This is a genomic window from Pseudomonas sp. TE24901 (assembly GCF_054058375.1).
This window is the reverse complement of record NZ_JBSSAF010000014.1, coordinates 54,224-75,072: the sequence shown is the minus strand read 5'-3', so window position 1 is coordinate 75,072 and position 20,849 is coordinate 54,224. Positions and strand designations below refer to the sequence as shown.

General features: G+C 62.9%; 25 protein-coding genes. 20 read left to right on the top strand and 5 right to left on the bottom strand.

The window, feature by feature from the left end; all coding sequences use genetic code 11:
• Window positions 1-41 precede the first annotated feature (41 nt).
• From ACVWVP_RS24815 to ACVWVP_RS24800, 4 genes are all read left to right on the top strand, one after another.
• Complete coding sequence (locus tag ACVWVP_RS24815) at window positions 42-737, top strand: fumarylacetoacetate hydrolase family protein (RefSeq protein WP_457408562.1); 696 nt, start codon at window positions 42-44, stop codon at window positions 735-737.
• 36 nt (window positions 738-773) lie between these two features.
• Window positions 774-1,682: a helix-turn-helix transcriptional regulator gene (locus ACVWVP_RS24810; protein WP_259175592.1), complete on the top strand. Its 909-nt coding sequence runs from the start codon at window positions 774-776 to the stop codon at window positions 1,680-1,682.
• A gap of 80 nt (window positions 1,683-1,762) precedes the next feature.
• Window positions 1,763-2,209, top strand: coding sequence for a GNAT family N-acetyltransferase (locus tag ACVWVP_RS24805; protein WP_457408559.1), 447 nt, complete (start codon window positions 1,763-1,765; stop codon window positions 2,207-2,209).
• Between the two features lie 4 nt (window positions 2,210-2,213).
• A complete protein-coding gene (locus tag ACVWVP_RS24800) occupies window positions 2,214-2,474 on the top strand; it encodes a hypothetical protein (RefSeq protein ID WP_457408557.1) in 261 nt (86 codons plus the stop codon).
• Between the two features lie 288 nt (window positions 2,475-2,762).
• Here the strand turns inward: ACVWVP_RS24800 and ACVWVP_RS24795 are convergent, their stop codons facing one another.
• Window positions 2,763-3,707: a sensor domain-containing diguanylate cyclase gene (locus tag ACVWVP_RS24795; RefSeq protein WP_457408554.1), complete on the bottom strand. Its 945-nt coding sequence runs from the start codon at window positions 3,705-3,707 to the stop codon at window positions 2,763-2,765.
• A 247-nt stretch (window positions 3,708-3,954) separates the two neighbouring features.
• Here ACVWVP_RS24795 and ACVWVP_RS24790 point away from each other — a divergent pair, with 247 nt between their 5' ends.
• Window positions 3,955-4,203 (top strand): DUF1652 domain-containing protein, encoded by a 249-nt coding sequence (locus ACVWVP_RS24790; protein WP_178923802.1) that lies wholly within the window; start codon window positions 3,955-3,957, stop codon window positions 4,201-4,203.
• Between the two features lie 3 nt (window positions 4,204-4,206).
• On the opposite strand, the gene ACVWVP_RS24785 is transcribed toward ACVWVP_RS24790, so the two are convergent.
• Window positions 4,207-4,347 (bottom strand): hypothetical protein, encoded by a 141-nt coding sequence (locus ACVWVP_RS24785; RefSeq protein WP_178923785.1) that lies wholly within the window; start codon window positions 4,345-4,347, stop codon window positions 4,207-4,209.
• A 223-nt stretch (window positions 4,348-4,570) separates the two neighbouring features.
• Between ACVWVP_RS24785 and ACVWVP_RS24780 the strand changes: the two genes are divergently transcribed.
• Genes ACVWVP_RS24780 through ACVWVP_RS24760 form a run of 5 tightly spaced genes read left to right on the top strand, consistent with a single transcriptional unit; the run spans window position 4,571 to window position 7,033 of the window.
• The gene (locus ACVWVP_RS24780; protein WP_176997828.1) at window positions 4,571-4,882 is read left to right on the top strand and encodes a YXWGXW repeat-containing protein; all 312 of its coding nucleotides are present in this window, start codon (window positions 4,571-4,573) and stop codon (window positions 4,880-4,882) included.
• 37 nt (window positions 4,883-4,919) lie between these two features.
• Window positions 4,920-5,498 carry an RNA polymerase sigma factor gene (locus tag ACVWVP_RS24775; RefSeq protein WP_178923781.1) on the top strand — a complete coding sequence of 193 codons (579 nt, stop codon included), beginning with the start codon at window positions 4,920-4,922 and terminating at the stop codon, window positions 5,496-5,498.
• Entirely contained in the window at window positions 5,495-5,926 is a 432-nt protein-coding gene (locus ACVWVP_RS24770) for a hypothetical protein (protein ID WP_178923779.1), read from the top strand. The genes ACVWVP_RS24775 and ACVWVP_RS24770 overlap by 4 nt, the downstream gene beginning before the upstream one ends.
• Complete coding sequence (locus tag ACVWVP_RS24765; RefSeq protein WP_457408551.1) at window positions 5,923-6,417, top strand: periplasmic heavy metal sensor; 495 nt, start codon at window positions 5,923-5,925, stop codon at window positions 6,415-6,417. Before ACVWVP_RS24770 ends, ACVWVP_RS24765 begins: the two co-directional genes overlap by 4 nt.
• Before the next feature lie 37 nt (window positions 6,418-6,454).
• Window positions 6,455-7,033 carry a hypothetical protein gene (locus tag ACVWVP_RS24760; protein ID WP_457408549.1) on the top strand — a complete coding sequence of 193 codons (579 nt, stop codon included), beginning with the start codon at window positions 6,455-6,457 and terminating at the stop codon, window positions 7,031-7,033.
• 344 nt (window positions 7,034-7,377) lie between these two features.
• Here the strand turns inward: ACVWVP_RS24760 and ACVWVP_RS24755 are convergent, their stop codons facing one another.
• Window positions 7,378-8,283, bottom strand: a complete 906-nt coding sequence (locus tag ACVWVP_RS24755) for a LysR family transcriptional regulator (protein ID WP_457408546.1) — start codon at window positions 8,281-8,283, stop codon at window positions 7,378-7,380.
• Between the two features lie 106 nt (window positions 8,284-8,389).
• Here ACVWVP_RS24755 and ACVWVP_RS24750 point away from each other — a divergent pair, with 106 nt between their 5' ends.
• The 10 genes from ACVWVP_RS24750 to ACVWVP_RS24705 all read left to right on the top strand — a co-directional run bounded on the left by ACVWVP_RS24750 (window position 8,390) and on the right by ACVWVP_RS24705 (window position 18,109).
• Window positions 8,390-9,253 (top strand): VOC family protein, encoded by an 864-nt coding sequence (locus ACVWVP_RS24750; RefSeq protein ID WP_178923771.1) that lies wholly within the window; start codon window positions 8,390-8,392, stop codon window positions 9,251-9,253.
• Window positions 9,250-9,954 (top strand): class II aldolase/adducin family protein, encoded by a 705-nt coding sequence (locus tag ACVWVP_RS24745; protein ID WP_457408544.1) that lies wholly within the window; start codon window positions 9,250-9,252, stop codon window positions 9,952-9,954. Before ACVWVP_RS24750 ends, ACVWVP_RS24745 begins: the two co-directional genes overlap by 4 nt.
• Window positions 9,951-11,408, top strand: a complete 1,458-nt coding sequence (locus ACVWVP_RS24740) for a 2-hydroxymuconic semialdehyde dehydrogenase (RefSeq protein ID WP_457408543.1) — start codon at window positions 9,951-9,953, stop codon at window positions 11,406-11,408. The genes ACVWVP_RS24745 and ACVWVP_RS24740 overlap by 4 nt, the downstream gene beginning before the upstream one ends.
• Before the next feature lie 8 nt (window positions 11,409-11,416).
• On the top strand, window positions 11,417-12,193 hold the full coding sequence (gene dmpE, locus ACVWVP_RS24735; RefSeq protein ID WP_457408542.1) for a 2-oxopent-4-enoate hydratase: 777 nt from the start codon (window positions 11,417-11,419) through the stop codon (window positions 12,191-12,193).
• Between the two features lie 11 nt (window positions 12,194-12,204).
• Window positions 12,205-13,005 carry a 2-oxo-3-hexenedioate decarboxylase gene (dmpH, locus tag ACVWVP_RS24730; RefSeq protein ID WP_259175602.1) on the top strand — a complete coding sequence of 267 codons (801 nt, stop codon included), beginning with the start codon at window positions 12,205-12,207 and terminating at the stop codon, window positions 13,003-13,005.
• A gap of 10 nt (window positions 13,006-13,015) precedes the next feature.
• Entirely contained in the window at window positions 13,016-13,207 is a 192-nt protein-coding gene (locus tag ACVWVP_RS24725) for a 2-hydroxymuconate tautomerase (RefSeq protein ID WP_178923761.1), read from the top strand.
• A gap of 1 nt (window position 13,208) precedes the next feature.
• Window positions 13,209-14,141, top strand: coding sequence for an acetaldehyde dehydrogenase (acetylating) (locus tag ACVWVP_RS24720; RefSeq protein ID WP_178923759.1), 933 nt, complete (start codon window positions 13,209-13,211; stop codon window positions 14,139-14,141).
• A 10-nt stretch (window positions 14,142-14,151) separates the two neighbouring features.
• The gene (gene dmpG / locus ACVWVP_RS24715) at window positions 14,152-15,171 is read left to right on the top strand and encodes a 4-hydroxy-2-oxovalerate aldolase (RefSeq protein WP_178923757.1); all 1,020 of its coding nucleotides are present in this window, start codon (window positions 14,152-14,154) and stop codon (window positions 15,169-15,171) included.
• A 109-nt stretch (window positions 15,172-15,280) separates the two neighbouring features.
• Window positions 15,281-16,630 carry an MFS transporter gene (locus ACVWVP_RS24710; protein WP_457408539.1) on the top strand — a complete coding sequence of 450 codons (1,350 nt, stop codon included), beginning with the start codon at window positions 15,281-15,283 and terminating at the stop codon, window positions 16,628-16,630.
• A gap of 144 nt (window positions 16,631-16,774) precedes the next feature.
• Entirely contained in the window at window positions 16,775-18,109 is a 1,335-nt protein-coding gene (locus tag ACVWVP_RS24705; RefSeq protein WP_457408537.1) for an OprD family porin, read from the top strand.
• Between the two features lie 49 nt (window positions 18,110-18,158).
• Here the strand turns inward: ACVWVP_RS24705 and ACVWVP_RS24700 are convergent, their stop codons facing one another.
• Both ACVWVP_RS24700 and ACVWVP_RS24695 read right to left on the bottom strand, forming a co-directional pair.
• Window positions 18,159-19,589 (bottom strand): serine hydrolase domain-containing protein, encoded by a 1,431-nt coding sequence (locus tag ACVWVP_RS24700; RefSeq protein WP_457408536.1) that lies wholly within the window; start codon window positions 19,587-19,589, stop codon window positions 18,159-18,161.
• Window positions 19,590-19,613: 24 nt separating this feature from the next.
• On the bottom strand, window positions 19,614-20,528 hold the full coding sequence (locus ACVWVP_RS24695) for a LysR substrate-binding domain-containing protein (RefSeq protein WP_178923749.1): 915 nt from the start codon (window positions 20,526-20,528) through the stop codon (window positions 19,614-19,616).
• Window positions 20,529-20,849: the final 321 nt, after the last annotated feature.

Genomic DNA, 20,849 nt, shown 5'->3' with positions numbered 1-20,849 from the left:
CCTCGCCATACTGGCGCCAGGTAAACGAAGAGGCATAGGCCATGACTGATTACGTATTCACCCCCGCGCACATTCCCTCCCTTGCCATCCAGGGCAGCGACGCACGTTTCCCGCTGCGCCGGGTGTTTTGTGTGGGGCGCAACTACAGCGAGCACGCCCGCGAAATGGGGCATGACCCAGACCGCGAGCCGCCGTTTTTCTTTATGAAGCCGGCGGATGCCGTCGTGCCCGCCGAAGGGGTGATCGCTTACCCGCCGCTGACCGCCGACCTGCACCATGAAGTGGAGCTGGTGGTGGCCATCGGCAAGGGTGGGGTGGATATCAGCCCTGAAGAAGCGTTGTCCCATGTCTGGGGGTATGGCGTCGGCATCGACCTGACCCGCCGTGACCTGCAAGCCCAGGCGAAAAAACTCTCCCGTCCGTGGGAATGGGCCAAGGCGTTTGATGAGTCGGCGCCGAACACCGCCTTGCAACCCGTGAGTGCCATCGGTCACCCCTCAACGGGGAAAATCTGGCTCAAGGTCAACGGTGAACAACGCCAGGTGGGTGACCTGGCCGACCTGATCTGGTCCGTCAGCGAAGTAATCAGCCACGCGTCCAAATCCGTGGCGCTCAAGGCGGGCGACCTGATCTTCACCGGCACGCCCGCAGGTGTGGGTGCCGTGCAGCCGGGGGATGTGCTCACGGCCGGCATCGACGGCATTGGCGAGTTGAGTTTCACCCTCAGCCAGGGTTAAGGCTAAAGTGGTGCCCAGGCCACCCGAGAGACTGTTATGCCAGGCACCCGCGTCACCACCTATGGCATGGAACAACGCAGCGACCGCCCCGACTTCTACATCCGCGACAAGCGCGGGCGGGCGGCGCTGACCAGTCCCCATCGCCATGAGTATTTCCAGATCCAGATCAACCTCGGTGGCGACACCGTGCAGCATATCGGCGGCGCGGTGCGGCCGTTTCCGCACAAGGCCCTGGCGTTCATCCTGCCCCATCGCCTGCACGTGATCCCTCATCCCGAGGATGGCGAGTTCATGTTGATCAACTTCAGCCAGGCGTTTTTCCTGCCGCAGCTGACGTGCGACCCACTGGACCTGGAAGACATCCCCATCGGCCAGGCGCCGGAACTGGCACCGTTCCGCTTCCAGGAACAACTGGACTTCATCCTCGACGACGCCGCCTTCGAAGAAGTGAAAACCTGGCTCACCCAGATGCGTACCCTCGACGCCCACCGCACCTTCGGCGCGCGCGAGCGCCTCAAGGGCTACCTGTTCCAGCTGATCGGCCTGGTGTGCCAGGCCTACGCCGAACCGCTGCAGGCATTTGCCGCCAGCAATGCCACCCGGCGCGGGCGCAAGGACGCGTTGGCACGGGTTCAGGGGCACATCCGCGAGCACCTGCACGAACCCACCCTCAACCTGACAGACACGGCTGCTGCGGCCTTCCTGTCGCCCAACTACCTCACCCACTTGTTGCGCAAGGAGACCGGCAAACCGTTTTCCCAGTTGGTGCTCGACCGCCGCATGCAACTGGCGCGCACCTTGTTGCTCAACAGTGCGCAATTGATCGGCGTTATCGCCCAACGCTGTGGCTTCACCGATGAGGCGTACTTTTCCCGCTGTTTCCGCAAGGCCCACGGCTTGGCGCCCGGGCAATTCCGCCGCCAGCAGCACACTGAATCCCTGTAATCCCGCGCTTTTTACAAAACCACGACAATGCATATGTTTCTATTTGCATACAATTGCGTGCTTCAACGGAGGAAGCGCCCATGAATACGCGGATACGGCTGGCGACACTGCAGGACATCGACATATTGTTTGCGATTCGGACCTCGGTGACGCAGAACCACCTGAGCCGAGAACAAATGGCCGAGCGGGGTATTACCCCTGAAGTGCTGGCGGGCAGCATCCGTGAAGCGCCCTGTGTGTGGATCGCCGAGGTCAATGGTGAGCCTGCCGGGTTTTCCATGGTCGACCTGGACAGTGGCGAAGTGTTTGCGATGTTCGTGCGGCCGGCCTATGAAAACCAAGGGCTGGGCGGCCAATTGATGGCGGTTGCCGAGGCAGCCTTGTTTGAACGCCATGACACGTTGTTCCTGGTCACCGACGGGCGTGATGAGATACGCGCCAATGGGTTTTACCAACGCCTGGGTTGGTCGGTGGTGGATCAGGTCGACGGCGACGACGTTCGTTACCAGAAGAGCAGGGCGCTGTAGTGCCATGAACCCACCCGTAGCCCCGTCCTCCAACAGCTTTCGCTACTTTGTGGTCGGCGTGCTGTGCGTCGCGGTTTTGCTGGGCGTTTACTTTGTGCGGCTCAATGCGCAGGTGGACCAGGAGCGGGAGGAAGCCGCCGAGCGCCTCACCCTTTGCCAACATATCGAAAGCGTGGCCCGTGCGGCCTTGCCGGCCAACCTCCAGCCGCCCGAGGCGTGCAGGCAACTAAAGGCTCGCTCTTCCGAAAGTGTCGCACCGTTATAATCAATAACCTTATTTATACAGCGGATATATACCGACGAAGTGTCAGGTGATAGTCGCAGTACTTGCACCAAAAAGTGGCACAAGTGCGTCGTGCTACCTTAAAAAATATGTGGTTATTGAATGACTTACGCGACTTTTAATCCGACGAAAGGATTAAAATAATCTTGTTACAGGTTTTTACAATCGGTACTATAGCCGGGCGTTCACCTCCCACGGTTTATGCATTTTTAAATCCCAAGTTTCCATCAGCTACTTGGGATTTTTTTTGCCTGCGATTTGACTCAAACGTCAAACTTCCACCTCGGCGAACTCCGCGCGCATGCGCCCGTTGCGCTTGGCCTGGTACAGCAACTTGTCCACCTTCTCGACAAACCCCAGGATCGCGCTGTCGGGCGTGACGAGATGGGTGCCCACGCCCAGGCTCAGGGTCAGCAATTTCGACACCGGTGAAAAACCGTGCTCGATCTGCTGCTGGCAAATCAAGTGCAGGCAGCGTTGCGCCACCTGCCTGGCCGAGGCGGCATCGGTCTCCGGCAGTAACCACACAAACTCCTCGCCGCCGATGCGCGCAATGAAATCCCGTGGCCGGTTGGCCGCCAGCGACAGCGTGCGCGCCACTTGGCGCAGGCACTCATCGCCTTTGATATGGCCGTAGTGGTCGTTGTACTGCTTGAAAAAATCGATATCCAGGATGATCAGCGACAGCGGCAACTGGCTGCGCTGGGCGCTGGCCCACTCGCGTTCCAAAACCATGTCGAACATGCGCCGGTTGGCGATGCCGGTCAGGCCGTCCTGGTAGGAATATTCTTCGAGCTGCTTTTGCAAGCGAATCAGGTGCTCTTCGGTCTTCTTGCGCTCGCTGATATCGAACATGAAGCCGATCAGTGCTTCGACTTCGCCATCCTTGCGCACCACGTGCACCACGTCGCGAATCCACACGTAGTCGCCATTCACCGTGAGCGCCCGGTAGTCGGCCTCGTGGTCCACGCCGGCACGGGACTGCGACACGCAGAAATTCACCACGTATTCGCGGTCATCGGGGTGCATGCGCTCGACCCAGTCATCCACGCTGACCCAGCTTTGCGGGGTCCAGCCCAGCAGTGTCTCAATCTGCGGGCCGATGTAACTGAAGGTCATGGTCTGCCAGTCGATGCGCCAGGGGATGGCTTTGGTCGACTCCAGCAGGGTTTTGTAGACGTCGCTGTCGGGCTGGCTCGGTGGGGCGATGCTCATGGGTGGGCTGCTCGAAGGGAGGGCGAAATGCCATGAGCGTCTTTTGAACCGGCCCTTGAGTCAAGCCTTCGCCAGCGCACCGGACGAGAGGTCAAGTGCCGGGTTCCTGGCGCCAACGCACCAGCGTTTACGAGGCAAAATGCGCGGTAGCTAACACTTTTGCATTAATTGTTACGCCAGGGTCGCAAGCTCATCTACTCTGGTTCCATCACACCGACAGGGCAGGGCCCAGGGACGGGGGCTTATGATGATTTCGATCACTGAATTCAGTCGCATCATGGCGTCAGGCTTCTTGCCGCTGTCTTGTGATTGCAGCCTCAACAGCGACGGCTCGCTGCGCATCAGCGTGTTCGAGCCGGTGACGGGGCGCGTCGACTTGCTGCTGACCCGCGTCTCGCCCGAAGGCCTGGACAGCATCCGTTCCATTTCAAACCTGATTGGCGAGTTGCGCACCGAGATCAAGGCCGGGCGCCGCGGGTTTGCAGCCGTAGGCTAAGCGTCATGACACGGCGCTGTCGGCCTGGGTCGAGACCGCGCCGTAGTAGCGCCAGCAGCAATGCCGATGTTCCGGCAGGATCACACAGCCGCTCAGGCTCACGATCAGCAGGGCGGCAACCAGCATAGATAGGCGACGGGACATGATGTTTCCTCTTGGTGTGTTCGGCGTTACAGGTTGAACGCCGCCACCCTGGAATATCCGTCGCGATGCTTTCAAACATTTCATCAAGCGCCGCCATCCCCTGGGCAATACTCCTCTTACGCATTGCGTAAAAAAATCTGCGGTGTTCGCGACGGATTCTTCCCGCACCTGGCGTTCAACCCATCAGCAGCGTGCACTTTCGCTCGCCGTATGAGGAGTTGCCATGAAACCACTGGCCAAATTGCGCCTTGTCTTGCTTGCCCCGCTGGCACTCGCTGCGTTTGTCAGCACCCCGACGTTTGCCCAGACCGAAGTCATCATTCGCCAGGCGCCACCGGCCGAGCGCGTTGAAGTGATACCCGCCGAACGCCCCGGCTACGCCTGGGACCGTGGGCACTGGCGCTGGGAAGGCGGTGCCTATGCCTGGGTGCCGGGGCACTGGCAGCCAGTGATGCGCAACGCGCGCTGGGAGCCCGGCCATTGGGAATCCCATGGGCCGAACTGGTACTGGCGCGAAGGGCATTGGATCCGCTGAACCCTGAAACTTAGCCTCCGGACCGAGTATTACCCGATTGAAAGACACTGATCCGGACGTTGAGCTACTGGCACGTATCGGCAACAACGAACCTGCGGCCGTCAACGAGATGGTGACGCGCAAGCTGCCGCGTCTGCTGGCGCTCGCCGGTCGGATCCTGGGGGACGCCGACGAGGCCAAGGACGTGGCCCAGGAAAGCTTCTTGCGGATCTGGCGCCATGCGGCGAACTGGCGTGCTGGCGAAGCGCGGTTTGACACCTGGCTGCATCGGGTGGCGCTGAACCTGTGCCACGACCGCTTGCGTCGGCGCAAGGAGCGCCCGTTGGACGAGGACGAAGTGCTGGAGCTGGCGGACAGCGCACCGTCCCTTGATGAGCAGTTGGAAACCGCCGACCGCAGTGCGAGGATGGCCGCCGCGTTGGCGACGTTGCCCGAGCGCCAGCGCGAAGCCATTGTGCTGCAGTATTACCAGGAGCTGTCGAACATCGACGCCGCGGCCCTGATGAATATTAGCGTCGAGGCACTGGAGAGCCTGCTGTCGCGGGCCCGACGCCAGTTGCGCAATCAACTTGCCGACACACCAGGGCTTGCCCGCCCAGGAAGGGAAAAACCATGACGCCCGAACGATTTGCTCATCTGGCTGATGCCTACGGGGCCAGCCTGCACCGCTGGCCCGTCGCCGAACAAGCCGCCGCCCAGGCGCTGCTCGATAACGGCAATGCCAGCGCCCGCGAGGCGTTGCGCGAAGCCAGTTGGCTGGATGCCCAGCTGGACAGCCATCAGCTGGCGTTCGCCGACCCGGCGCTGGCCCGACAGATTCGCCAGTCGGCGCCGCGCCGTGCGTCATTCTGGTCGCGCTACGCCAGTTGGTTGTCACCCGCCGGCCTGGTGGGGGTGGGCATCGCCGGTATTGCGGCCGGGGTGCTGGTGGCGTCGCTGAGCGTGCCGCTGCCGATGTCGTCATCCGAAGTGCTGCCCAGCGTCTTCGATCAGGGCGACGCCGACGTCGTCTTTACCGTCAACGCCGAGGAAACCGAGCAATGACCCCCAAATCCCTCAAGCCGTGGTTGGTCGTCTCGGTGTTGCTCAATGTGTTTTTGATCGGCGGCGTCGGCGGTGGCTTGTACCACTGGACCACAGCCGCCAAGCCCGCCGAAGCGGTGGTCAACCAGCATGGCCTGCGCCAGGCGATGATCAAGTTGCCGCCCGAGCGGCGCAAGGAACTGCGCCAACTGCTGCGCCAGAACCGTGCCGACAGCCAGCCGCTGATCATGGCCGGTCGCGAAGCACGCCTTGGCGTGATCAAGCAGCTGGAATCGCCGACCCTGAACCGCGACGCGCTGGTCACCGAACTGGCCAAGGCCCGCGAGGCAGACGTTGCGCTCAGGGCCCTGGTGGACACCACCCTGGCGCAATTTGCGAGCAACTTGCCCCAGGACGAACGGCAGAAACTGGTCGAGGCGCTGTACCAGCGCGGGCAGGTCAAGGCTAAAGAAAAATTCATCCAGACAGCGGGGAATAAACCCCGCTCTTGAGTTGTTAAGCCCGCATGAACTCAATGGAAGTGTGCTTATGCCGGCTGCGAAAAAGAAACAGGCTTTTGATTTTTCCTGTGGGGCTGCGTCGTTGTTGTGCGCGGCAGTGGAGCTGGAGGCAACCTTGCCCGGTGGCATGACCGCAACCGATGCGTTGCGCACCAACATGTGTGAGGTGGAACTCTACAAATTCACCTCCGGCGCGCTGACCGGCGGGGTGGTCAAACCCTTCGATCCGACCAAAGCCGGCTACTCCTACCCCCACAGCGTGGCGTTGGCGGCGCGGACGTTGGGGTTGAACGTGACCATCTACATGGAAGGCTTTCTGGCCAGCGCATTGGCCACCTTGTACCCCAAGTGCGAAGAGCTTTGCGTGAAGGCAGGCTTCCCCGTGATCCACGGCGCACCGCCACCGATGGCCGCGAATCGCCGAGCGTTGTGTGTGGTCACCACTTTTGTAGTGGGGCTGCACTACGTAATGCTGCGCCCGGGCGGAGACTTCATGGGCCCGGCGGATGGCGACAACCACGATAACTTCAAGACGATGAACACCTGGTCGAAGGTGTACTCGCAAACGGGGATTACCTTGGTGCTGGAGAAGGAAGTGGAGGTTTAAAGCACTCTTCAAGCCCGCTCCCACAAGGGGTTAGCGGTGTACCCGGTTTCCCGGCCGGACACAGCTTCAAATGTGGGAGCTGGCTTGCCTGCGAAAGCGGTAGGCCAGCTGGCATTTGAATCGACTGACACACCGCCTTCGCGAGCAAGTCGAATCGTCGCACCGCCGCTTCCACAGAGGGTTAGCGGTGTACCCAATTTCCCGGCCGGACACAGCTCAAAATTTGGGAGCTGGCTTGCCTGCGAAAAGCGGTAGGCCAGCTGGCATCTGAGTCGACTGACACACCACCTTCGCGAGCAAGTCGAATCATCGCACCGCCGCTCCCACAGGGGGTTAGCGGGGTACTATTTTCGCCCATCCCCAAAAATCCCCACCACCACCTTCCTCAACCACAAATGCCGCGGATCCTTCTGATTCCGCGCATGCCAGTGGTGTTTCAAGCTATACGGCGGTATCTCCACCGGCGGTTCAATCATTCGCACCGCCGAGTGCTTTTCATAGATATGTGCCACCGACCTCGGCATCACCGCGATCAACTCCGAGCGTTCGATGATGGCCGACATGCTCATGTAGTGGGACATCTGCACCACGATCTTCCTTTCGATCCCTTGCTCGGCCAAAAAGCTCTCGTACATTTCCTGGCTGCGGCTGCCATCGCGTACCTGCAGGTGCTCCAGTGTGCAGAACTCTTCCATGCTCAGTTGCGGCGCGGTGATGCGGTGGTGGCGGCCGATGAGGCAGACCAGGTCGTGGTCGAACAGGCGTTGCTGGTAGATGTTCGGCGCGTCGAGGTCGGGGAAGTAGCCGAGTGCCGAGTCCACGCGGCCTTCGCGCAGGGCGTCGTGGAGGTCTTTGGGGCCGAGGCTCAGGCACTGGATCTTGGCGTGGGGCGCGGCGCTGCGCAGGCGGTCGAAGAGGGCGGGGAGGAACACCACTTCGCCGATTTCACTGAGGCAGAAGGTGAAGGTTTCGCGGCTTTGCGCCGGGTCGAAGGTGGGGCTGGGGAGGATTTCCTGGTCGATGGTGGCGATCACTTCGCGGGTGCGTTCGACGATGCTACGCGCCCGTGGCGTGGGCTCCATGGCGGTGCCGCTGCGCACGAATAAGGGGTCGCCGAGGGAGTGACGCAAGCGCGATAACGCGGCACTGGCGGCGGGCTGGCTCATGCCCAGGCGCTTGGCGGCGGCGGTGACGTTGCCGCAATCGTGAATGGCCAACAAGACGCGTAGCAGGTTCAGGTCCGTGCGCATGACTATAACCAGATCAAATAGTTTGAATAACTAGAATTTGCTTCTGCTATTTGTGCCCCACGGCGAGGATGGTGTCCAGACAAGAATAAAACCAAGAGGCACCCTCATGATCAATCTGCATGACATCCGCTATGTGCGTCTGGGCACGGCGGACCTTGCCCAGGCCAAGCTGTACGCCACGCAGATGCTCGGCCTGCAGGTGGCGCGCGAGGCCAACGGTGCGATCTATTTTCGCTCCGACAGCCGCGACCACACCCTGTGCTACTACGAAGGCGACCCACGGGAAACCACCACCGCCTTCGAAGTCACCAGCTGGAACGAACTCGACCACGCCGCCCAATTGCTCGAAGACAACGGCTTTGCCGTGCGCCATGGCAGTCGCCAGGACGCCGAGGTGCGCCACGTCAACGAGCTGATTCAGTTTCGCGACCCCAGCGGCAATCACATCGAACTGGTGCTGCGCCCCCATGCCAGTGGCAGCCGTTACTTCGCCACCCGCGATGCCGGTATCACCGGTTTCAGCCATATCGGCCTGCGCACCACCGACGCCAAGCGCGACGAAGCGTTCTGGACCACCCTGGCCAACGCACGGGTCAGTGACCGCATCGGTGAAGCGCCGCTGCTGCGCATCGATGAGGTGCATCACAAGATCGCGCTGTTCCCCTCCAGCCATGCCGGCGTGCAGCACATCAACCACCAGGTGGAAAGCATCGATGACGTGATGCGCGCCTGGTACTTCCTCAAGGAACGCGGGATCAGGATTCTATTCGGGCCGGGTCGTCACCCGACGTCAGGGGCGATGTTCCTGTACTTCGAAGGGCCAGACGGCATGACCTACGAATACTCCACTGGGGTGAGTCATATCGCCCCGGAAGACGAGGCCACCCACCAGCCCCGGCAATTCCCGCTGGTCACCAGCTCGTTCTGTGCCTGGGGTTCGAAGCCGGACATTCCGGAGTTCAAATCATGAGCCGCGTCAGCCAAGAAGCCGAAGTGCGGGTGGCCGCGCGTGCCCTGGCCAACGCCGGTTTTGTGCACGCCTACGGCCATTGCAGCCTGCGTCTGGATGCCGAGCACTTCCTGGTGTGCGCCGCCAAGCCCATGGGCCTGATCCCGCCCGGCGAGCCCGGCACCGTGGTGCCGGTGCATGGTCCGCTGCCGGAGGGTGTGCTGGGCGAAGTGCGCATTCATCAACAGATTTACCAGCGTCGGCCAGACGTCAACGCGGTGATCCGCTGCATGCCGATGCAGGTGATGAGCTTGTCCTGCGCCGGGCTGACCCCGCGTTTGCGCCACGGCATGGGCGCCTATTTCAAGGACGGCGTGCCGCTGTGGGATGACCCGCAACTGCTGCGCGACGACTCGCAGGCCGCCGCCCTGGCCGAACAGTTGGGCCGCTCCCAGGCCCTGGTGATGCGTGGCAACGGCGCCATGGTGGTCGGCGGCTCCCTGGTGGAAGCACTGACCCTGGTGTTCTACCTCGAAGACGCCGCCCGTATCGAACTGCAACTGCTGGCGGCCGGCGTGGCCGACCACGCACCGCTGCTGAGCCGTGAAGAAGCGGACCGCCGCGCCACCGCCAGCGGGCGAATCTTTGAACGCATGTGGGACTACCTCACCGCCGGCGATGCCGAGCTGAACCTGATAACAAGAGACGAGCGCCAACCATGACCAAGCATTTTCATAACTTCATCGATAACCAATGGGTCGAGGGCGTGCGCACCTTCGACAACCGCAACCCGGCCGACAATAGCGTGATCGGCCAGGTTCACGAGGCCGGCCGCGAGCAGGTCGACGCGGCGGTCAAAGCCGCCCGCGCCGCACTGAGCGGTCCGTGGGGCAAGATGACCATCGCCCAACGCACCGCGTTGCTGCACAAGGTGGCCGACGGCATCGAACAGCGCGCCGAAGAGTTCGTCGCCGCTGAAGTGGCCGACACCGGCAAGCCCCATGCGTTGGCCAGCCACCTGGACATCCCCCGTGGCGCCGCCAACTTCAAGGTGTTTGCCGACCTGATCCGCAACGTGCCCACCGAAAGTTTCACCATGGACACCCCCGACGGCGGCAAGGCGGTCAACTACGCGGTGCGCAACCCGCGCGGGGTGATCGGGGTAATCTGCCCGTGGAACCTGCCGCTGCTGCTGATGACCTGGAAAGTCGGCCCAGCCCTGGCCTGCGGCAACACCGTGGTGGTCAAACCGTCGGAAGAAACCCCGGCCACTGCCACCTTGCTCGGTGAAGTGATGCGCGACGCCGGCGTGCCCGCAGGTGTCTACAACGTGGTGCACGGCTTTGGCGAGCACTCGGCGGGGGCCTTCCTCACCGAACATCAAGACGTAGACGGCATCACCTTTACCGGCGAGACCGGTACCGGCGAAGCGATCATGAAAGCCGCGGCCAAGGGCGTACGCCCAGTCTCGCTGGAACTGGGTGGCAAGAACGCCGGGGTGATTTTCGCCGACGCCGACCTGGACAAGGCCGTGGCCGGCATCGCCCGCGCGGTGTTCGAAAACAGCGGGCAGGTGTGCCTGGGCACTGAGCGCGTGTACGTGCAACGGCCGCTGTTCGAGGCGTTTGTCGCCGCCCTCAAGGCGCGTGCCGAAGCCATCAAGGTCGGCCCGCCAAATGCTTCTGGCGTCACCATGGGCCCGCTGGTTTCCGTGGGCCACCGTCAGAAGGTGTTGAGCTATTACGCCCAGGCAGCCAAAGACGGCGCCACCGTCGTGACGGGCGGCGGCATCCCGGACATGCCTGCCGAACTGGCCGAAGGCGCCTGGGTGCAGCCGACGATCTGGACCGGCTTGTCGGAAGACTCTGCTGTTGTGCGTGAAGAAATCTTCGGCCCGTGCTGCCACATCGCACCGTTCGATGATGAAGACGAGGTGGTGCGCCTGGTCAACGACACGCCCTACGGCCTGGCCGCCAGCGTGTGGACCACCGACCTGCAGGTTGCCCACCGCATGGGCGCCGCGCTGGATGTGGGCATCTGCTGGATCAATTCGTGGTTCCTGCGCGACCTGCGCACCGCGTTTGGTGGCGCCAAGCAATCGGGCATTGGCCGCGAGGGCGGGGTGCATTCCCTGGAGTTCTACACCGAACTGCGCAACGTGTGCATCCGCCTGTGAGGTCCGCCATGACACATCTCAACCCCCTCGGCGCGCAACTGCACCAGGCACTCACCGAGCGTAAACCGCTGGCGCCGCTGACCGAGCAATACCCCGAGCTGACGGTGGCCGACGCCTACCAGATCCAGCTGGCCATGCTGCAACCGCGCCTCGATGCCGGGCAAACCGTGATCGGCAAGAAGATCGGCGTCACCAGCCAGGTGGTGATGGACATGCTCGGCGTGGACCAGCCCGACTTCGGCCACCTGCTCAGCGGCATGCTGGTCAACGACGGTGCCGCGCTGGCGTGCGCCGACTTTATCGCGCCCAAGGCCGAAGGCGAGATCGCCTTTGTGCTCAAGCAGGACCTGGTCGGCCCGGGCGTGACCGTGGCTGATGTACTGCGCGCCACCGCGTATGTGATGCCGTGCTTCGAGATCGTCGATTCGCGAATCAAGGACTGGAAAATCAAGATCCAGGACACCGTCGCCGACAATGCCTCGGCCGCGGCGTTCGTGCTCGGCGACGGCGTGGCCGACCCGCGTGACATCGACCTGGCGTGCGTGGGCATGACCCTGGAAAAGAACGGCGAGATCGTCGCCACCGGCGCCGGTGCGGCGGCCCTCGGCCACCCGGCGAATGCCGTGGTATGGCTGGCCAATACCCTGGGGCGTCTGGGCATCCCGTTGAAGAAAGGCGAGGTGATCCTGTCCGGCTCCCTGGCCGCCATGGTCCCGGTCCAGCCGGGTGACCAGTTGCGCATGAGCCTGGGCGGTATCGGCTCGGCTTCCATCCGTTTTGTTTGAAGGACCACCCCATGAACCTGTCAGCCGCAACCATCGCCGAACTGGCCATTCACCTGGAAAACGCCGAGCTCAACCGTGAAGCCGTGACCAAGATCACCGACGCCCACCCGGACATGGACTGGGAGGACGCCTACGCGATCCAGAACACCATCCGCGCCAACAAGGAAGCACGAGGCGTGCGCATTGTCGGCCTGAAGATGGGCCTGACGTCCTTTGCCAAGATGAAGCAGATGGGCGTCACCGAACCGATCCACGGTTTTATCACCGACTACGGCGCCTGCGCCGATGGTTCGGTGATCGACGTTGATAGGCTGATCCACCCCAAGGTCGAGGCCGAAATCGCCTTTGTGCTCAAGCACCCGCTCAAAGGCCCGGGCGTGCACGTGGGGGATGTGCTGGCGGCCACCGACTTCATTTTGCCGGCGGTGGAAGTGATCGACTCGCGTTATGAACACTTCCGCTTCGACCTTAAAAGCGTGATCGCCGACAACACCTCGTCCGCCCGTTTTGTCACCGGCGGGCAGGCTCGCAGCCCGCTGGGCATCGACCTCAAGTGCCTGGGCGTGGTGATGGAAAAGAACGGTGAAGTGGTCGCCACCGCCGCCGGTGCCGCCGTGCTTGGCCACCCGGCGCAAAGCGTGGCGATGCTCGCCAACATGCTGGCCACCCAGGGCAAGGAACTGCCCGCCGGCACCTTCATCATGACCGGTGGCGTGACCGAAGCCATCGCGGTGGCGGCGGGCGACCAGATCACCGTGCGCTACCAGCACCTGGGCAGCGTGTCCATGCGCTTTGCCGCCAAGTCCGAGTGAGGAAAGCACCATGCCGATCATGCAGGTTTATCTGATTGAAGGCCGCGACGACGAGCAAAAGGCGCGGCTGATCGAGGCGTTGACCCAGGCTGCGGTCGACTCGATCCAGGCCCCGCCGGAGTCCGTGCGGGTGATCATCACCGAAGTGCCGAAGACCCAGTTCGGGATCGCCGGCAAAACCGCCAAGGCCCTGGGGCGCTGACATGAGCACACACAAGAAGAACGTCGCAATCATCGGCTCGGGCAACATTGGCACCGACCTGATGATCAAGATCCTGCGCCATGGCCAGCAGTTGCAGATGGCGGTGATGGTGGGCATCGATGCCGCCTCCGACGGCCTTGAACGGGCGCGGCGCCTGGGCGTTGCCACCACCCACGAGGGGGTTGAAGGCCTGGTGCGCATGCCGGAGTTTGCCGGGATCGACTTTGTCTTTGACGCCACCTCGGCCACCGCCCATGTGGCCAACGATGCACTGCTGCGCCAGCACAAGCCGGGCATCCGCGTGATCGACCTGACGCCGGCAGCCATTGGCCCGTATTGCGTACCGGTGGTGAACCTGGACGCCAACCTGGCGGCGCTGAACGTGAACATGGTCACGTGCGGCGGCCAGGCGACCATTCCGATGGTGGCGGCGGTGTCCCGGGTGGCCAAGGTGCATTACGCGGAAATCATTGCCTCCATCAGCAGCAAGTCCGCCGGCCCCGGCACCCGGGCGAACATTGACGAGTTCACCGAAACCACCGCCCAGGCCATCGAGGCGGTAGGCGGCGCGGGCAAGGGCAAGGCGATCATCGTGCTCAATCCGGCCGAACCGCCGCTGATGATGCGTGACACGGTGTACGTGTTGTCGGAGGCGGCGGATCAGGCTGAAGTGCAAGCGTCCATCGAAGACATGGCCAATGCGGTCACGGCCTACGTGCCGGGGTATCGCCTGAAACAGCAGGTGCAGTTCGACGTGATCACGCCCGACGCACCGTTGAACATTCCCGGGCTGGGCCGCTTCAGCGGCTTGAAGACCACGGTGTTCCTCGAAGTCGAAGGCGCCGCCCATTACCTGCCGGCTTACGCCGGCAATCTCGACATCATGACCTCCGCTGCGCTGGCCACCGCCGAGCGCATGGCGCAGGCTTTGTGAGGCCCCGACCATGACCTTCAACCCTGGCAAGAAGCTGTATATCAGCGACGTGACCCTGCGCGACGGCAGCCATGCCGTGCGTCACCAGTATTCCCTCGACAACGTGCAAACCATCGCCCGCGCCCTGGACAAGGCCCGTGTCGACTCCATCGAAGTGGCCCACGGCGACGGCCTGCAAGGCTCCAGCTTCAACTACGGCTTTGGTGCCCATACCGACCTTGAGTGGATCGAGGCGGTCAGCGATGTGATCCGCCACGCCAAGGTCGCCACCCTGTTGCTGCCGGGCATTGGCACGGTGCACGACCTCAAGGCCGCGTACAACGCCGGGGCGCGGGTGGTGCGGGTAGCCACCCATTGCACCGAGGCCGACTGCGCCCGCCAGCACATCGAGTTCGCGCGCACCCTGGGCATGGACACCGTGGGTTTCCTGATGATGAGCCACCTCACCAGCCCGCAGAACCTGGCCGTCGAAGCCAAGAAAATGGAAAGCTACGGCGCCACCTGCATCTACGTGGTGGACTCCGGCGGCGCCATGGGCATGCACGACATCCGTGAGCGTTTCCGCGCGGTGAAGGCCGTGCTCAAGCCTGAGACCGAAACCGGCATGCATGCCCACCACAACCTGTCGCTGGGGGTGGCCAACTCCATCGTCGCCGTGGAGGAGGGCTGCGACCGCATCGACGCCAGTCTCGCCGGCATGGGCGCCGGTGCGGGCAATGCGCCGCTGGAGGTGTTCATCGCCGCCGCCGACCGCATGGGCTGGAACCACGGCACTGACCTGTACGCACTGATGGACGCCGCCGACGACATTGTGCGCCCACTGCAGGACCGCCCGGTGCGGGTGGACCGCGAGACCCTGGCCCTGGGTTACGCCGGGGTGTATTCGAGCTTTTTGCGGCATGCCGAAGTCGCGGCCAGGCGCTACGACCTCAAGACCGTGGACATCCTCGTGGAACTGGGCAAACGCCGCATGGTGGGCGGGCAGGAGGACATGATCGTCGACGTCGCACTCGACCTGCTTAACCGGTGATTTCACTTGCTGGTGGAGAACCCACAGGTGATCGGATTTCAAACTGGAAAATCTGCGTTGCAGTACATTGGCTTCACCCCAAGACAACTCCAAAAACAGGGGAACATTGATGAACAGCAAGACTGCCAACCTAGGCGCAACAATTGATAACAACAGGATTTCCGGCTACCAGATCATGGTGCTGGTCTTGTGCTTCCTGGTGGTACTGGTGGACGGCTTCGACACCGCCGTCATCGGCTATATCGCCCCGGCCCTGCGCCAGGAATGGGGCCTGCAACCGGCGCAACTGTCCCCGGCCTTCGGCGCCGGGCTGTTCGGCCTGATGGTCGGCGCGTTTATCTTCGGCCCGGTGGCCGATGCCTACGGGCGCAAGAAGGTGTTGCTGGTCTCGGTGCTGATCTTCAGCCTCGGCACCCTGGCTTCGGCATATTCCACCTCCATCGACATGCTCACCGCCTTGCGCTTTCTCACCGGCATCGGCCTGGGCGGGGCGATGCCGACGTGCATCACCTTGAGCGCCGAGTATTCGCCGGCCCGGCGCCGGATGATCATGGTCACCTTGAGCTACAGCGGGTTCACCACCGGCCTGGCGCTCGGCGGTGCGGTGGCCAGCCAGATCATCCCGGTGTTCGGCTGGCGTGGCGTGCTGATGATCGGTGGCATCGTGCCGTTGCTGTTGCTGCCATTGCTGGCGTGGTTGCTGCCCGAATCGGTGCGCTTCATGGCTGCTCATCCGCAGCATGCCGATGCGCTGCGCAAGGTGATGGGCAGGATCACCGGCCGCAACGACCTGCACGACGTCACCTTCATCGAGCCGCAAAGCCCGGTGGCCGTGCGTTCGCCGATCTCGCAACTGTTCATCGAAAACCGTGCCCTGCGCACCGTGCTGTTGTGGGGCACGTTCTTCTGCTCCTTGTTTGTGTTCTATCTCCTGACCAGCTGGCTGCCGAGCATCCTCAAGGACGCCGGCTACGACATCGCCGCCGCTGCGCGGATCGGTGCGATGGTGCCGCTGGGCGGCACCGTAGGCGCCATTCTCATGGCGTTGCTGATGGACCGTGTCAGCCCGTATCGGGTATTGGGCCTGGCCTACCTCGGTTCGGCGCTGGTGATCGCGCTGATTGGTTTTGTGCTGGCGGACGCGTTCTGGCTGGGGCTCACCGTGTTCATGGTCGGCTTTGGCGTTGCCGGGGCGCAGAACGGCTTGAACCTGCTGTCGGCGAGCATCTACCCGACGGCAGCACGGGCGACCGGCGTGAGCTGGGCCATGGCCAACGGGCGGGTGGGTTCGATCATCGGTTCGGTGCTCGGCGCATGGCTGATCGCGCAGCTGGGCCAGCCCTCAGTGTTCTTTGTGGTACTGGCGATTCCCGCGTTGTTCGGTTCGATTGCGATCTTCTCTTTGCAGCGCATGACCGAAAAAAAGCGCGGGCCTGAGGTCACCGTACTCCCAACCTGACACCCCTGTTTTTGTAGGAGCCGGCTTGCCGGCGATGAGGACTTTGCCTTCATCGCAGGCCTCAAAACCGCCATCGCCGGCAAGCCGGCTCCTACAGGTTTTAGCTGCACCCCACACAACAATAAAAGCCAACGGGTACACCCAATGAAAACTTCCGTATTCCAAGCGGCGCCTGCGTGCGCCTGCGTTTTGCTCGCCGTCAGCTCGGTCGCCCAGGCCGAAGGCTTCATCGATGATGCCCACGCCAAGCTTGAGGCGCGCAACGTCTACTTCAACCAGGACAACCGCAGTGGCCCGGCCCAGCCGTCCAAGCTGGAAGAGTGGGGCCAGGGCTTTATCCTCAACTTCACTTCCGGCTACACCCAGGGCCCGGTAGGTGTTGGCGTGGACGCACTGGGCATGCTCGGCATTCGCCTGGATTCCGGGCGCGGCACCCACGGCAACCCCAACAGCGTGACCCAGGGCGGGTTCGTCTTCCCCACCGACAGCGACGGGCGCGCGGTCAGTGACTTCAGCAGCCTGGGGCTGACCGGCAAGGTGCGCGTGGCCAAGACTGAACTGAAAGTGGGCACCCTGATGCCAAGGTTGCCGGTGGTGGTCTACAACGATGGCCGGTTGTTGCCGGAAACCTTCCAGGGTTGGCAGGCCACGTCCAAGGACTTCGACAACCTCACCCTGATCGGCGGGCGCTTGAGCGGTGTGAAAAGCCGTAACTCGTCCAACAACGAAGACCTCGCCATCAGCGGGGCTGGCGGCCCGGCCGGCAAGCGCAGCAATCAGTTCTACTACGCCGGCGTGGATTACACGCTGCGCCCGAACTTGCTGTTGCAGTACTACTACGGCGACCTCGAAGACTTCTACCAGCAGCACTTCGTCGGCCTGGTCCACACCCTGGCCCTGCCGGTGGGCAGCTTCAAAACTGACCTGCGCTTTTTCGACAGTTCATCGGACGGCCGCAACGGCAACGTTGCTGGGCGTGCCGAGGGCTACCGCAGCACCGGTTACCACAACAACGGTGAAGTCGATAACCGCGTGCTGGCGGGGCTGTTCACCTACAGCCTGGGCGGCCATGCGGTGAGCCTGGGCTACCAGCACCTCAACGGTTCCAGCGACTTTCCGTTTCTCAACCAGGGCGACGGCTCGGCGACCTACCTGATCACCGACCGCCAGACCGGCGCACGTTTCCAGCGCGCCGGGGAGAACACCTGGGTGGCGCAACATGCCTTCAACTTTGCCACGGTAGGGTTGCCGGGGCTGACCTCCCAAGTGGTCTACCAGCGCGGCGGGGATATCAAGTCCGACCAGGGCGCGCAGCACGAGTGGGAACGTGATGTGATGCTGACCTATGCCTTCCAGAGCAAGCCGCTCACCGGGTTCGCCGTGCAGTGGCGCAATGCGATGCTGCGCAGCACCGTGGCCACGCAACGGGACCTGGATGAAAACCGGCTTTATCTGACCTATACCCACGCGTTTTTCTAAGGCCGGGCAAAAATCAAAATGTGGGAGCGTCGAACCGCCGCTCCCACATTTAGGATTGTGTTGTACTCACCAGCACTGCCTGCTCGCGCTCTGCGCTGTTGACGTTGACGGTGCGCGCGAAGCTCACGCCGTCACCTTCGAACACGCACACCACCCGGTCCCTGAAGGCCGTCTGCGGGTAGATCCAGGTCATTTCCAGGGTCTGGGCATCCAGCCAGCGAGCGCCGGCGACGATCTGCGCATTGTGGAATTCATAGCCATGGTGCAAGGCGCGGCCGGGCATGCTGGTGTTGCCTGGCAGCCAGTCGTCGATGCCCACGCTCAGGCGGTGAGTCGCTTGGTTGTCGGTCAATTCGAACGTCAGCACACCCGCCCGGAAGTCGAACGACAACTGCTTCACGCCCAACCCGTTCTCGGCCATCGCAAACACGCGCGTCGAGTCTGCGGGTGCCGCACAGGCTGAAACCAATAACGGCCGCTCAGCCATGCTCGCCAACCGCGCCTCCAGTCGCGCATCCGCCTCGGGCGTCCCACCGCCGCCAAACGCCGCCGGAAAATACCGCTCGATAAACGGAATGATCTCGGCCGAGTTCTTCATGCCGCCGACCACTACCAGCGTCGCGCCATGTTCGCGGTACACCGCCGCCATCTGCACAAACACACCCAGTGCACTGAAGGCGCCGCCCGGTTTCATCATCCAGTGGTAGCCGTAGCGGCTGTCCGGCCCGCCCTGGGGCCGGGTCGCGGCTTCGACCCAGGCTGCCGGCAGGATTTGTCGGCCTTCCCATACGCCATTTTGCCCATGCAGCACCGCCAGCTTGAGTGCCGCCGACACCGGTGCGGTAAGGCCATTGCCGCCCGGGTTCACGCCGTCGGGGCCGATGTCCCAGGTTTCGTTGTGAATGGCCAGCGGCTCGAACAGGCGCGGCTTGAGGTAGGCATGCAGGGTTTGCCCGGTGACGCGGTTGATCAGCGCCGAGAGCATGTAGCTGGCGGCGCTGGTGTAGACGTATTCGGTGCCGGGCGCATAGGCCAGGGGAATCTTGAAAAATTCGGCGATCCAGCTGGTGTCGATGCCGCGCCACACGGAACCGGAGGTGTTGCTGGCATGGCCGGTGCGCATGGTCAGCAGGTGTTCGACGGTCATATCGCTCAGGCGCGGGTCGGCGTCGGCCGGTACGTCGTCGGGGAAGAAGGTCACCAGCCGGTCATCGAGCCTGAGCAACCCCTCATCGATTGCCAGGCCGATGGCGCAACCGGTGAAGCTCTTGGCCATGGAGTGCAGCACGCGAGGCTCATTGGGGTCGACCGGCCAGGTCCAGCCTTCGGCGACGACGTGGCCATGGCGATACAGCATGAAGCCGTGCAGGTCGAGGCCAGCGGCCTTGACCTCGTCGAGAAAGGCGATCAGGCGGTCGGGGTCCACGCCCACGCTGCTGGCACTGGCGCGGGGCAAACCATCATAGGAAATCGGGGGCATGTAGGGGCTCGCGGGTAGGGTGGGTCAACGGTTGCGGTGCACCAGCCGGGAATAGGAAATCAGCATGCTGGTGAGCTCCTGGCTGACCCCGGTGAGGGGCGAGGAGCGGCGACTGATCAGGCACACATCGCGCGACGCCAGCGGCTCTTCGATGGCGATGGTGGTCAAGGCGCTGGAAAACAGCTTCATCCCCGGCAGCATGCGCGGCTCGATGGTGAGGTAGTCGGTTTCGGAGACGATGTGCAGGGTTTCCAGCAGGGAGTCGGTGGTGATGGCGATTTTCGGCGGGGCCAGGCCCTGGGTGCGGAACAGCTCCACCAGGCGGTTTTCCGCGCCGCCGATGACGCCGGTGGAGCGCACGCTGATCCATTGGCAGTCGACCAGTTCCCGCACCGACCTGGCCTGGGCCAGGGGATGGCCCTTGCGCGCAATGATGCCGGCGCTGGACGGGTAGAGGCGGTCGATGGACAGGTCGATGTCGGTGACATTGGGCGCCAGCGGGCACAACACGAAATCCAGCCGACCGTCGCGGACCTTTTCTACCAGGCCCTTGGTGGTGCCGCTGGCCACGTGCACCTGGATACGCGGGAAGCGCTGGGTGAAGTTGCTCAGCACCGGCACCAGCAGCTCGGCCAGGGGTTCGGAGGTGACACCCAGGTCGATATGGCCTTCAGGCTCGCCTTTCCAGGGTTGCAGGTCGAGCAAGGCGCGTTCGCAGTCCAGGGTGATGGAGCGGGCACGCACCAGGAACACTTCGCCGGCCGGGGTCAGGTTGATGCCTTGGTTGGAGCGTTGCAGCAGCACCACGCCCAGTTCCTTTTCCAGGGTCTGGATCGATTGGGTCAGGGTGCTTTGCGCCACATCCAGCTGGCGTGCGGCAGAGCGGAAACTGCCTTTTTCGACCACGGCACAGAATGCACGAAGGTGGGTGAGAGTCATGAAGGACTGCCTCAGGTTTCAGCATTTAAACCATTGAATGCCCGCCAGCTTATCTGATGGCTATAGGTGCGCACAGATCGGTTTGGCCGATCAGGTTCATTATTTTTGAACGCATGCAAACGGCTCCAACCCCTGATTTTTCGGTAGGCTGCAGGCAGGTCACGCGCGGCTCGGCAGGTGATCGGAAAAGCCGAGCCTGATCACTTGGAGCGTTCTTCTCAAGCTTGCCGCACGAAGAATAAGATCGGTCCAGGAACATTCGCCAACCGTGAAGGCGACCAGAACAACAACAATTATCCAGGAGTTCGGCCGTGCCTCTTA

What these genes read in the sequence shown, in the direction of transcription:
- ACVWVP_RS24760 (WP_457408549.1), top strand. Translation starts at nt 6,455, where the DNA reads ATGCCGGCTGCGAAAAAGAAACAGGCTTTTGATTTTTCCTGTGGGGCT.
- ACVWVP_RS24705 (WP_457408537.1), top strand. Translation starts at nt 16,775, where the DNA reads ATGAAAACTTCCGTATTCCAAGCGGCGCCTGCGTGCGCCTGCGTTTTG.
- ACVWVP_RS24700 (WP_457408536.1), bottom strand. Translation starts at nt 19,589, where the DNA reads ATGCCCCCGATTTCCTATGATGGTTTGCCCCGCGCCAGTGCCAGCAGC.
- ACVWVP_RS24695 (WP_178923749.1), bottom strand. Translation starts at nt 20,528, where the DNA reads ATGACTCTCACCCACCTTCGTGCATTCTGTGCCGTGGTCGAAAAAGGC.
- ACVWVP_RS24815 (WP_457408562.1), top strand. Translation starts at nt 42, where the DNA reads ATGACTGATTACGTATTCACCCCCGCGCACATTCCCTCCCTTGCCATC.
- ACVWVP_RS24765 (WP_457408551.1), top strand. Translation starts at nt 5,923, where the DNA reads ATGACCCCCAAATCCCTCAAGCCGTGGTTGGTCGTCTCGGTGTTGCTC.
- ACVWVP_RS24790 (WP_178923802.1), top strand. Translation starts at nt 3,955, where the DNA reads ATGATTTCGATCACTGAATTCAGTCGCATCATGGCGTCAGGCTTCTTG.
- dmpG (WP_178923757.1), top strand. Translation starts at nt 14,152, where the DNA reads ATGACCTTCAACCCTGGCAAGAAGCTGTATATCAGCGACGTGACCCTG.
- ACVWVP_RS24745 (WP_457408544.1), top strand. Translation starts at nt 9,250, where the DNA reads ATGAGCCGCGTCAGCCAAGAAGCCGAAGTGCGGGTGGCCGCGCGTGCC.
- ACVWVP_RS24710 (WP_457408539.1), top strand. Translation starts at nt 15,281, where the DNA reads ATGAACAGCAAGACTGCCAACCTAGGCGCAACAATTGATAACAACAGG.
- ACVWVP_RS24800 (WP_457408557.1), top strand. Translation starts at nt 2,214, where the DNA reads ATGAACCCACCCGTAGCCCCGTCCTCCAACAGCTTTCGCTACTTTGTG.
- ACVWVP_RS24810 (WP_259175592.1), top strand. Translation starts at nt 774, where the DNA reads ATGCCAGGCACCCGCGTCACCACCTATGGCATGGAACAACGCAGCGAC.
- dmpH (WP_259175602.1), top strand. Translation starts at nt 12,205, where the DNA reads ATGAACCTGTCAGCCGCAACCATCGCCGAACTGGCCATTCACCTGGAA.
- ACVWVP_RS24740 (WP_457408543.1), top strand. Translation starts at nt 9,951, where the DNA reads ATGACCAAGCATTTTCATAACTTCATCGATAACCAATGGGTCGAGGGC.
- ACVWVP_RS24770 (WP_178923779.1), top strand. Translation starts at nt 5,495, where the DNA reads ATGACGCCCGAACGATTTGCTCATCTGGCTGATGCCTACGGGGCCAGC.
- ACVWVP_RS24750 (WP_178923771.1), top strand. Translation starts at nt 8,390, where the DNA reads ATGATCAATCTGCATGACATCCGCTATGTGCGTCTGGGCACGGCGGAC.
- ACVWVP_RS24725 (WP_178923761.1), top strand. Translation starts at nt 13,016, where the DNA reads ATGCCGATCATGCAGGTTTATCTGATTGAAGGCCGCGACGACGAGCAA.
- ACVWVP_RS24805 (WP_457408559.1), top strand. Translation starts at nt 1,763, where the DNA reads ATGAATACGCGGATACGGCTGGCGACACTGCAGGACATCGACATATTG.
- ACVWVP_RS24780 (WP_176997828.1), top strand. Translation starts at nt 4,571, where the DNA reads ATGAAACCACTGGCCAAATTGCGCCTTGTCTTGCTTGCCCCGCTGGCA.
- ACVWVP_RS24755 (WP_457408546.1), bottom strand. Translation starts at nt 8,283, where the DNA reads ATGCGCACGGACCTGAACCTGCTACGCGTCTTGTTGGCCATTCACGAT.
- dmpE (WP_457408542.1), top strand. Translation starts at nt 11,417, where the DNA reads ATGACACATCTCAACCCCCTCGGCGCGCAACTGCACCAGGCACTCACC.
- ACVWVP_RS24785 (WP_178923785.1), bottom strand. Translation starts at nt 4,347, where the DNA reads ATGTCCCGTCGCCTATCTATGCTGGTTGCCGCCCTGCTGATCGTGAGC.
- ACVWVP_RS24795 (WP_457408554.1), bottom strand. Translation starts at nt 3,707, where the DNA reads ATGAGCATCGCCCCACCGAGCCAGCCCGACAGCGACGTCTACAAAACC.
- ACVWVP_RS24720 (WP_178923759.1), top strand. Translation starts at nt 13,209, where the DNA reads ATGAGCACACACAAGAAGAACGTCGCAATCATCGGCTCGGGCAACATT.